Genomic DNA, 11,103 nt, shown 5'->3' on the forward strand with positions numbered 1-11,103 from the left:
TTTTAATTATGTTATAATTAAAATGTATGCTGGTGTGGCGAAATTGGCAGACGCATTTGACTCAAAATCAAACGAGGTTAAACTCATATCGGTTCAAGTCCGATCATCAGTACCAAAAAAATAATATTTATTCCTTATGCTCACATGAAATTCATGTGTTTTTCTTTTTTATATTTCCACTGATTTTAAAATTTAAAACTAAAAAGAGTAAAAAAATGTCTCATAAGTTCGAAGAATTTCTCCAAACATTAAAAAAACCAGAATTACAACAATTTCAATTACAAGAAGTATTGGTAGATTTGTCCCAAATTAATTGGACTTTTTTTGTGGCCGCGGACGAATTCCCTTCTGAAGCTGCGCTTTTAGATGAATTCCGTAAACATTTACAAGAATTTATTAAAGTTCATACCGAAGAAGTCGTGAAAAACATTTCTTGTCATGTATGTTATGAATTCTACCATTTTAACTATTTAAAAGACGAAAAAATCTGGGAAAAACAATTCCAATACATTTTGCAAAAGAAAAAAACAGAAGCCAATGAGTCTTTTTTAGATCTTTTCAATTCTACGCCAACTATCTCTTGGGAAGAGAAAAAAGTCGTCTTTCACTTAAATCCGATTCTTTTAAAATATTTCCATCGAACTGATATTTTAAAGGAATTAAACACTTTTTTTATCCACCGTTATGGCATAGATTTAGAATTTATAACGGAATATCCAGATCTTTTAACTCTATCAGAGTTAAAAGATCCTACTATAGGTGGTTTTAATAATCTGGATAAGGACGAATTAACTTCTGAAGAAAAATTTAAAATTAATTTAATTAATATTATCGCTCAAAAGCAGGAAAACGAAATATATAAGATTTTGGATCAAACACCTTTGATTGATGTAGAGAAGAAAACTTGTGAGTTTGATTTTCCTCCTTATTTAAAAAATATTCTTACTCAACTGGATCTTCTGCCGAGTTTACAAAAATTATTTGAAGAAGAACACCAATGTTTTTACCAATTCCGCAATAAAGGTGATGTAATGGCTGAAAAAAGACAGCAACAATGGGATCATAACGAGTTGCCTTTAATTTCTTTTAAAGATATTCCGGTTCAAAACAGCGCTTTAAAAACCTTTAAACAAAATAATCCCGCATTTAGGGTTAAAGGTTATGTGCAACAAGTGACCGAATTACCTATTAAAAATAACCAAAGCGTTTTAGTTAAGTTTTTTTTAGTAGATCCCGAAACCAAACAAGATTCTATCGAATATAAAAGTTTTTTCAACCAAAGTTATAAAGGTAAAACTAACACTTTTTACACTCAAATTAAAAAAGATTTTCAAGAAGGTGTTTTAGTAGAAATAGAAACTTTTGTTGATTTTAACGCTAAAAACCAAGAATACTATTTTAATTTTACTCCTAAAAATGCGACTCCTAAATATCAAGTTCTAGATAATATGCCTTTGATGTACCAAAGACAAGATGATTATCCAGATAAAAAAAGAATTGAATTTCACCTCCATACGAAAATGTCTAATTTAGACGCGGTAACGAGTGTGAAAGGTTATCTTGATATAGCTGAAAAATGGGGTCATGAAGCGCTTGCTTTTACCGATCATAACGGAGTTTATGCTTTTCCAGAAATAGAAAAACATCTGCGTGGTAAAAAAATAAAACCTATTTTAGGGGCTGAATTCGATTTTATCGCGGAAAAACCCCTTTATATCACTAACCAAGAACAATACCCCCAATTCCCTAATTTTACCTTAAAAAACCATAAATACCTTGTTTTTGATTTAGAAACAACCGGTTTTTCTAAAATAAGAGATAAAATTATTGAAATATCGGCTGTGAGGATTGAAAATGGCAAAATCACAGAAGAAATGTTTGATGAATTAGTAGATCCGCAAACTAAATTAAACCCAAGAATTCAAGAAATTACTCAAATTACGAACCAAGATTTAGAAGGAAAACCCACTATTGATGCGATTTTGCCGAAGTTTTTAGATTTTGCTAAAGGCTATACTTTAATCGCTCATAACGCTTCTTTTGATATGGATTTCTTATTAGAAAATGTAAAAAAATTAAGCCTTTCTTATGAACCTCAACCTGTGATAGATACTATGCCTTTATCGCAAAAATATTTCCACCAATTTTTAAAGTTTTTTTCTTTAAAAAGATTGGCAAAAGTTTTTAAAGCTAAACCAACTTCAGAAGGTCATAGTCATAGAGCTTTATATGATTCCGAAACTACTGCTTTGGTTTATATCGAAATGATGAAGAAATTAGAAGAACAAAAAGTACTAACTTTTTATGATTTAAAAGGGGCAGCTGATACTTTGTTTGAAAGATCTTATCATGTTAATGTTTTAGCGAAAAACCAAACCGGTTACCAAGATTTATTTTATTTAATTAGTGATTCTTTAACGCAAAATTTTTATAAAAAACCCCGTTTATTGAAATCTAAATTAAACCAACATCGTGAAAATTTATTAGTCGGTAGCGGTTGTTTTGATAGTAATGTCTTTGAAACAGCTTTAAACAAGAGTGAACAAGATTTAGCAGAAGCGATCGCTTTTTATGATTATATCGAAGTTCAACCGCTAAACGCTTATAAACATGTGATTTATGACTTAGGCGGCGATGATCCGGAGATTGACGCTCTGTCTATCGTGCAAAATACTTTGTTAAAAATCATTAACGAAGCGAGAAAACAAGGCAAAATAATTATCGCGACAGGAGATGTTCATTACCTGCATCATTATGAAAAAATTTATCGTGAAATGTATATTAACGCTAAATTAATTGGCGGTGGTTTACATAAATTATCTAAATTTAGCTCTGAAAATTTACCTGATAACCATTTATTAACCACTCAAGAAATGTTGGATGCTTTTAGTTTTATTGAAGATGAATTATTGAGAAAAGATTTAGTCATTAATAATCCGCATTTATTGAATCAACAAATTGATAAAATTCAAATTTTCCCCCAACAGTTGTTTTCTCTGCAAGATGATACTTTCGCTCAAAATTTAAAAGTTCCTAGTATTAAGCAAGAAATGAAGGTTTTAATTACCACTCGTATTGAAGCTTCATATGGCAAAATAGTGCACCCTTTAATTCAAGAGAGAATTGATAAAGAGTTGAAAAGTATTTTAGGAGATGATAACCAAAAAGACGCTAACCAAAGCATTACTCCTATTTATTATTTATCTTATTTATTAGTTAAAAAATCTATGGAAGATGGTTATTCAGTAGGTTCTCGTGGTTCGATTGGTTCTTCTATTATTGCTAATGTGTTAGAAATTACGGAAGTAAATCCTTTAAGGCCGCATTATAATTGTCCCAAATGTCAATACACCGTGATAAAAATGACCGAAGAAGAGAAACAAAACCCTTTATATAAAAAATACGTTAAAAAAGATGATCCTAATGATTATGATATTTTAGAACATACTTATTCTGGATATGATTTACCGGATAAAAAATGTTTTCAATGTAACGTAAATTTTAGTAAAAACGGACAAGATATTCCTTTTGAAACCTTTTTAGGTTTTGAAGGTAACAAAACCCCAGATATCGATTTAAATTTTGCAGGAGATTATCAAAGTAAAGCCCATGATTATATTAAAGAGTTATTAGGGGAAGAACAAGTTTTTAGAGCCGGCACCATCCAAACGGTAGCGAAAAGAAATGCTTATGGTTATGTAAAAGGTTTTGTTAAAGATAAAGGTTTGGATGAGGAAATACGTGTTTCAGAAATTAGCCGCAGGTCTGTGATGATTGAAGGTGTGAAACGTTCAACAGGTCAACACCCAGGAGGAATCGTAGTAGTTCCCAAAGGGCATAAAATCTATGAAATTACGCCAGTTCAGTATCCTGCTGATGATACGGAATCCAAATGGAGAACGACTCATTTTGATTACCATTCTTTTGAAAACAATTTATTTAAAATGGATATTTTAGGTCATGATGATCCAATGTTAATTAAATTTTTCATGGATTATGTGAAAAAACATCCTTCTTTATTCCCGTTTGATCGTTATCAAGATATTCCGTTAGATGATATTAAAGTATACGAATTATTCGCTAATAAAGACAAGAATAAAACCTCTATCGCTGTGCCCGAATTTGGTACTAATTTTGTTATCGCGATGTTAAAAGATATTTATGACAAAGAGAAAAAAACTTTTAATTTCTCTACTTTAGTGAAAGTATCAGGTTTATCCCACGGAACCAATGTTTGGACTCAAAATGCGAAAGACATTTTAGCGGGTAAAGGTGATTTCCAAGAAGATATAAAGACAAAAATTTCTTTTGACGAAGTGATCGCTTGTCGTGATGAAATTATGAATACTTTAATCGCAAAAGGTGTTGATTCTTTACGAGCTTTTGATATCATGGAGTTTGTCCGCAAAGGCAAACCTCATACTCATCCCCAAGAATGGAAAAAATTAATTTCTCCCATAGAAGCTAAAATACCGCAATGGTATTTAAAATCTTTAACCAAAATAAAATACCTTTTTCCAAAAGCACATGCTGCGGCTTATGTTTTAATGGCTATGAGGATTGCTTGGTTTAAAGTCAATCATCCTTTATTGTTTTATAGTGGTTATTTCTCCAAAAGAGCCGATCAATTTGATTATAATGTCATGTTGAAAACAGCTCCCGAAATTGAGAAAGAATTGAGAAAAGCGGATAAAAATCCTGATGATGAACAAATCACTATGAAAAAAACAGTTAAAAAAGAATTAACCGCGAAAGAACAAAACCGCATTAATACTTTAAAAAGTGCTTATGAAATGGTCCAATTAGGTTATCAATTTTTACCGATTGATTTGAATAAATCAGAAGCAAACGAATTTATGATTGAAAATGATAAAGCTTTAAGAATGCCTTTTGTGGCTATTGATGGTTTAGGGCAAGTAGCGGCGGATAACATTGTGATGAACCGTAAAGAAAAATTATTCACTCAAAATGATTTTGTCAAAAGAGTGAAAATTAATAAAACTATTTTGAAAAAGTTTAAAGACGAAATGATAATCGAAAGATTACCAGAAGAATAAATGATTTAAATTTAGGTTTAAAACCAAAATATGTTATAATAATGATAGATTATATAATATTTGAATATATTTTTATTATGATATAATTATTATGTAAAAGTTTTTTAAATGTTATTTATTTTTGTTATTCCATATTTTTTAGGAATAAATAAACGATATAAAATAAATTAATATGTGGTTTTCAATTAAAATAATTATAAGGTAGGTTTTTTCATGTTAAAAGTTATTGTTATAGGGTGTACTCATTCAGGAACTGCTGCAGTTAAAACTATTAAAAAAAATTATAGCGATGTTGATGTAACTGTTTATGAGAGAAACGACACAGTTTCCTTTCTGTCTTGCGGAATAGCTTTATATATTGGCGGAGTTGTCCAAGATAGAAGAGGGTTATTTTATTCTAACCCAGATGAATTAACGCAAATGGGAGCTAATGTCAATTTAGAGCACGAAGTTTTAAAAGTAGATTTTGATAAAAAAGAAATCGTTGTTAAAAACTTAAAAACTAACGAAGAGTTTGTAGATCGTTTTGATAAGCTAGTGTTATCTACTGGTTCTTGGCCAGTTATTCCTCGCTTAGACGGAATGGATTCTAAAAATTTATTATTATCCAAAAACTTTACCCACGCTAACGAAATTATTGAATACGCTGCTGGCGTGAAAAAAATTACTGTTGTGGGTGCTGGTTATATTGGTGTTGAATTAGCGGAATCTTTCTCTCATCAAGGTAAAGAAGTAGTGTTGATTGACGCGGAAGAAAGAATCATGTCTAAATACTTAGATAAAGAATTTACTGATTTAGCTCAAGACGCTTTTACTAAAAATAACGTTAAATTGGCTTTAGGACAAAGAGTTTCTACATTAGAAACTTCTAATGGGTTAATTACTCACGTACACACTGATAAAGAAGTTTTTGAAACAGAAATGGTTATTATGTGTATTAGTTTCATTCCGAACACTAAATTAGTGAGTCATGGATTAAAAACGTCTCCTAATGGTGCTTTAGTAGTTAATGAATACTTGCAAACTTCTAATCCAGATGTTTATGCTTGTGGTGACTGTGTTAATATTTATTATAACCCAACACAAGAGTCTAAATACATTCCTTTAGCGACTAACGCTGTTAGAATGGGGACTTTAATAGGAATGAACATTAAAGAAAATAAACATAAATATTTAGGCACTCAAGGCACTAGTGGTATTAAAATCTATGATTTAAACATCTCTTCTACTGGTTTAACTGAAAATGTGGCTAAATTATTAGGTTTAAATTATGCTGCTGTAACGATCAGAGACGCTAACAGACCTGAATTTATGCCGGATTATGAATCAGCTTTATTAAAAGTAGTTTTTGATAAAGAAACACGTAAGATTTTAGGCGGACAGATTTTATCTAACGCTGACTTAACAGAAAAAATGAATACTTTAAGCGTATGTATTCAAAAAAATATGACTATTGATGAATTAGCGTTTGTAGATTTCTTTTTCCACCCTTATTTCAACAAACCTTGGAGTTTGTTAAACTTAGCAGGCTTGAAATCTTTAGACATTAAATAATATCAGTAAGAACCTCAACTAGAAAGAAACTAAAAAAAATATATGTTTTTTATCTTTTTTAAAAAGATTTTTCTTTACTTATTAATTTTTTTAATAGGCAGTTTAGGAGGAGCTTTGTTTTATAAAAAAGCTCAAACTAACGAACCGTCTTTTTTAACTAAAAAAAGGATAGATATTGTTAGTAGTCAAATTAAGAACCAAATTGATTTTCAAACTAACACTAACAAACCAAGCTTTAATTTGTATCACGAAATGTTGCATCATTGGTTAATCGCGATCAACGAAATAGATAAACAATTTTTCACTAAATAAGGAAAAGAAAGTTTTTTCAACAAATAAAATAAGCGTATGAAAGATAACTTTGGGCTAAATTAATAAATTATTGTTATTCTTGATAATTATTAAGTTAGTCCAAACTTTCTTTATAAGTTGTTTTAACATCATTTTTTGAAAAAACCTCGTTTTATTGATCTTAGAAAGGTTTTAAACTAGCTTTAAACCTTTTTTATCAAAAGTAACTTCAAAATTTCTTAATTACTCCTTTTGGCACTTATAAAAGTGTTATAATGTTTAATAAAGAAGTTTTTATTATGATATCATTTAAAAGTCAACTAAATCTTGGCCAAGAGATTAGTCAATTTAAAAAAGGAGAATTTGGATTAAGATTATGAAAAAATATCAACTACCTCAATTACCTTATGCTTACGATGCTTTAGAACCTTTCATTGATGCTACAACAATGAAAATACATCATCAAAAACATCATCAAACTTATGTCAACAACTTAAATACTGTTTTAGAAAAATATCCACAAATTAACGGTGATTTAGAGGTTTTATTAAAAGATTTATCTTTAGTGCCTGAAGAAGCAAGAACGGCTGTTAGAAATAACGGCGGCGGTCATTATAATCATTCCTTTTTTTGGCAAACTTTACAAGTTAATAATGGTGCTCAACCTGCTGGTAAATTAAAAGAATTAATCGAACGTGATTATCAGAGTGTCGAAATTTTAAAAGACCAAATAGCTTTAAAAGCGAAAACTGTTTTTGGTAGCGGTTGGACTTGGTTAATTTTAAACCACAACAAGAAATTAGAAGTAGTTAGTACGTCTAACCAAGATACGGTTTTAAATTTAGGCTACCCTCTTTTAGGGATAGATGTCTGGGAACATGCTTATTATTTGCATTATCAAAATCGTCGCCCAGATTACATAGAAGCTTTTTATAATATCATTAATTGGCAACAAGTGGCTAAAAATTTAGAAGAAGCTATGTTGAAAAAACAATGATAAATTCACAAACTAATTTACATTACCACCAAATATATATGTTTCCTAAAAAGATGAAAGAGCTAAGGGTCGAAATCATTAATAATCTATATCAATATGATTTTTACCACAACGAACTTCAAGTCCAAAACCCTAATATTAATGAAAAGATCGTTCTTGTAGAACAATTAATTAATAATATTGTTTTAATAGATAATATTATTCAAAAAAACTTATACGATTATACTTTAGATAGATTGAATAAAGTTGATAAAGCTATTATTCGTTTAGCTACTTTCGAATTAATGGAAAAAAAACTGTCTCATAAAATTATTATTAACGAAGCAATTGAATTAACTAAAGAATATTCGTCTTTAAATAATAATAAACAATATAAATTCAACAATAAGCTTTTACAACTTATTTATGAAGACCTTGAAAGCAATACCTATAAAAAAAGCTTTTAAAATAAAAGCTTTTTTTATATCTTATGTTAATTTTTTTTAAAAAAAGAAAAGTTTTCTGAAAAAAATATGTTTTCTGTTGGTTCTGAATGGTTTTGGTCATTAACGGATTAAAAGTCATTATTAACTTTTACAAAATCTATAAATGGCTAAAATAGGAACCAATGAAAAAACTAAGATAGTTAGAAAAATTACTAAATTAGTAACAGTAAAAAATTTAGTTTTTTTCATTACTATTGGTTTTTTATTATTTTTTTTTATTTTTTTTGGCGGATTTTTTTTATTGTTTTTTTTCATGTATTTCTCTTTCCTTAATTGTTTATTTAGATATCTCAAAAAAATCTATTTATTAATATTTTAAAGGAAAAAGACTAAAAAAATACTTTTTTATTTTATTTTTTATTTTCGTTGGTTTAAAGACGGAAAATATTTACGTTATCACAAAAGAAAGGGTTGAAATAATGCAGACCTATCTTCAAGACAAATTAAAATTATTAAAATTTAAAACTATTACTCCGATACAAAAAAAATTTTTCGAGGAGTTTGATAAACCTTTTAACTTAGTAGGAATCGCTCCTACAGGAACAGGTAAAACTCATGCTTATTTATTGCCTATTTTAAGCAAAATAGACTGGAATAAAAACATGATTCAAGCGGTGATAGTTGTTCCTACTAATGAGCTTGTTTTTCAAATTTTTAATATGTTAAAAGAAATTGAAAAACAAAATTCTAAAGTAAAGATTTTTTACGGTGGAATGGATAAACAAAAAATACTCTCTAGTTTGGAAAAAAAACAACCTCCCGTGGCGATCACTACTTTAAGTAAGTTAAGCGAATATGCCCAAACTTTAAACAAATTAAATATTTTTAAAGCTGCTTATTTAGTATTAGATGAAGCGGATATGTTATTTGATCAAGAATCTTTAAATGGATTAGACCCTTTATTGGTTAAATGGCGACCTAAAATATTATTATTTTCTGCTTCCATCACGCCCGCTATGAAACCTTTCATTAATAAATATTTCGGCAAATCTTTATTTTTAGATGTTAATTCAGAACAAAAAATAAATTTAAAATATTACGCTTTAGAAAGTTCTTCTGATAAAAGAATCAATAATTTGGTTCACTTTTTTAAAACTTTAAACCCTTATTTAGCCTTAATTTTTGTTTCTCATAAAAAAGACCAATTTATGGTTTATGAAGGTTTAAAAGAAGCTAATTTAAATGTTTTAAACTTTTCTTCTGACTTATCAGTTAAACAAAGAAAACAACATATGGCTGAAATTAAAAAAATGAAATATCAATATATTATTTCTAGCGATTTAACTGCCAGAGGGCTAGACTTAGATATTACTTGGGTAATTCATTATGATTTGCCGAGCCGTAATTTAGAGTTTTTCCAACACCGTAGCGGTCGTACAGGTAGAATGGGCAAAGACGGTAACGTTTTAGTGATTTATAACGAAAAAGATAAAACTTCCTTGGATAAAATTAAAAAACTTAATGATATTGATTTTCATAATATTACTTTAACTAAAACAGGTTTTCAAGAAGAAGTTAAAAAAGAAGTTCGTCCTAAGAAACAAACTCCTAATAATAAAATTAACCCTTCCTACCATAAATACAATTTTTCTAATAAAAATGGTAAAAAAAATAACCTTCATTTTTCCAAAAGAAGAGATAAAAAGAATGATAAAAATAGGTAGTCATGTCCCTTTTCATAAACCTTTAATGTATTTAGGTTCTTTACAAAAAAGTTTATCTTTTGACGCTAATACTTTTATGATTTATACCGGAGCGCCACAAAACACTATTAGATCTGATTTGAAAAATGCTAACTTATTAGAAACTTTCGAACAAATGAAACAAAATAATTTAGACCCTAATGATTTAGTAGGTCATGCGCCTTATATTGTTAATTTAGCCAACCCTTCTTTAGCGAAAAGAACTTTCGCGATTGATTTTTTAACGAAAGAATTATACAGATTTGAACAAATGAAAATTGTTCGAATGGTACTTCATCCTGGCAATAACATGAATAAAAAAAAAAAAGAAGCGATAAAATTTATCGCTTTAGGTATCAACCAAATTTTTAAAAATACTGCTGGTTTAAAGGTAGGGATAGCTTTAGAAACTATGGCCGGCAAAGGAAACGAAATAGGCGCTTCTTTTCAAGAGTTAAAAGATATTATTACTTTGATTGAAGATAAAAAAAGAATTTCTGTTTGTTTCGATACTTGTCATGTTTTTGATTCTGGTTATGATATTAAAAATAACTTTGAATTAGTAATGGAAGAATTCGATTCTATTGTGGGTCAACAATATTTATCTGTTTTTCATATTAACGATTCTAAAAACGTTTTAGGCAGTAAAAAAGATCGTCATGAAAATATTGGTTACGGAAATATCGGTTTTGAAGCTTTAATTAATATTATTTATCATCCTTCTTTTTTATCTTTACCAAAAATATTAGAAACCCCTTTTATTAATGGTTTCGCTCCTTATAAAGAAGAAATAAAAATGATTAAAGAAAAAACCTTTAACCCTGATTTGAAAAAAATTTTTGAAGAAAAGGTTTAAAAAAATATAAAAGACTCATTAGTCGATAAAGAACTGAGAGAAATGAAAAAGCTATGTGTTTACATAGCTTTTTTGTTGTTTAATTGAGGTGCCCCACAAAAGTGGATCCAAAAGGAAACAACTAATTGAACCAAATTGTTTATTAATTAAAAATAAACAGTTTGGTTTTTTTATTTAGCCA

The 11,103-nt window shown here is 28.8% G+C and carries 7 protein-coding genes and 1 tRNA gene; all 8 read left to right on the top strand.

Features of this window, described 5'->3' with window-relative positions; all coding sequences use genetic code 11:
• Window positions 1–28: 28 nt before the first annotated feature.
• A tRNA-Leu gene (locus RI76_RS01600) sits at window positions 29–115 on the top strand.
• Between the two features lie 100 nt (window positions 116–215).
• A complete protein-coding gene (locus RI76_RS01605) occupies window positions 216–5,057 on the top strand; it encodes a PolC-type DNA polymerase III (protein WP_017192392.1) in 4,842 nt (1,613 codons plus the stop codon).
• Between the two features lie 213 nt (window positions 5,058–5,270).
• Window positions 5,271–6,611: an FAD-dependent oxidoreductase gene (locus RI76_RS01610; RefSeq protein WP_017192393.1), complete on the top strand. Its 1,341-nt coding sequence runs from the start codon at window positions 5,271–5,273 to the stop codon at window positions 6,609–6,611.
• 114 nt (window positions 6,612–6,725) lie between these two features.
• Window positions 6,726–6,923, top strand: a complete 198-nt coding sequence (locus RI76_RS01615; RefSeq protein ID WP_261974330.1) for a hypothetical protein — start codon at window positions 6,726–6,728, stop codon at window positions 6,921–6,923.
• 355 nt (window positions 6,924–7,278) lie between these two features.
• Window positions 7,279–7,899, top strand: coding sequence for a superoxide dismutase (locus RI76_RS01620; RefSeq protein ID WP_017192396.1), 621 nt, complete (start codon window positions 7,279–7,281; stop codon window positions 7,897–7,899).
• The gene (locus RI76_RS01625) at window positions 7,896–8,345 is read left to right on the top strand and encodes a transcription antitermination protein NusB (protein ID WP_017192397.1); all 450 of its coding nucleotides are present in this window, start codon (window positions 7,896–7,898) and stop codon (window positions 8,343–8,345) included. The genes RI76_RS01620 and RI76_RS01625 overlap by 4 nt, the downstream gene beginning before the upstream one ends.
• 458 nt (window positions 8,346–8,803) lie before the next feature.
• Window positions 8,804–10,048, top strand: a complete 1,245-nt coding sequence (locus tag RI76_RS01630; protein WP_017192399.1) for a DEAD/DEAH box helicase — start codon at window positions 8,804–8,806, stop codon at window positions 10,046–10,048.
• On the top strand, window positions 10,032–10,922 hold the full coding sequence (locus RI76_RS01635) for a deoxyribonuclease IV (protein WP_017192400.1): 891 nt from the start codon (window positions 10,032–10,034) through the stop codon (window positions 10,920–10,922). The genes RI76_RS01630 and RI76_RS01635 overlap by 17 nt, the downstream gene beginning before the upstream one ends.
• Window positions 10,923–11,103: the final 181 nt, after the last annotated feature.

It is taken from the genome of Milkweed yellows phytoplasma str. MW1 (genome assembly GCF_000309485.1).
In the GTDB taxonomy this organism is placed as follows: domain Bacteria; phylum Bacillota_I; class Bacilli_A; order Acholeplasmatales; family Acholeplasmataceae; genus Phytoplasma.

What these genes read in the sequence shown, in the direction of transcription:
- RI76_RS01605 (WP_017192392.1), top strand. Translation starts at nt 216, where the DNA reads ATGTCTCATAAGTTCGAAGAATTTCTCCAAACATTAAAAAAACCAGAA.
- RI76_RS01625 (WP_017192397.1), top strand. Translation starts at nt 7,896, where the DNA reads ATGATAAATTCACAAACTAATTTACATTACCACCAAATATATATGTTT.
- RI76_RS01610 (WP_017192393.1), top strand. Translation starts at nt 5,271, where the DNA reads ATGTTAAAAGTTATTGTTATAGGGTGTACTCATTCAGGAACTGCTGCA.
- RI76_RS01630 (WP_017192399.1), top strand. Translation starts at nt 8,804, where the DNA reads ATGCAGACCTATCTTCAAGACAAATTAAAATTATTAAAATTTAAAACT.
- RI76_RS01620 (WP_017192396.1), top strand. Translation starts at nt 7,279, where the DNA reads ATGAAAAAATATCAACTACCTCAATTACCTTATGCTTACGATGCTTTA.
- RI76_RS01635 (WP_017192400.1), top strand. Translation starts at nt 10,032, where the DNA reads ATGATAAAAATAGGTAGTCATGTCCCTTTTCATAAACCTTTAATGTAT.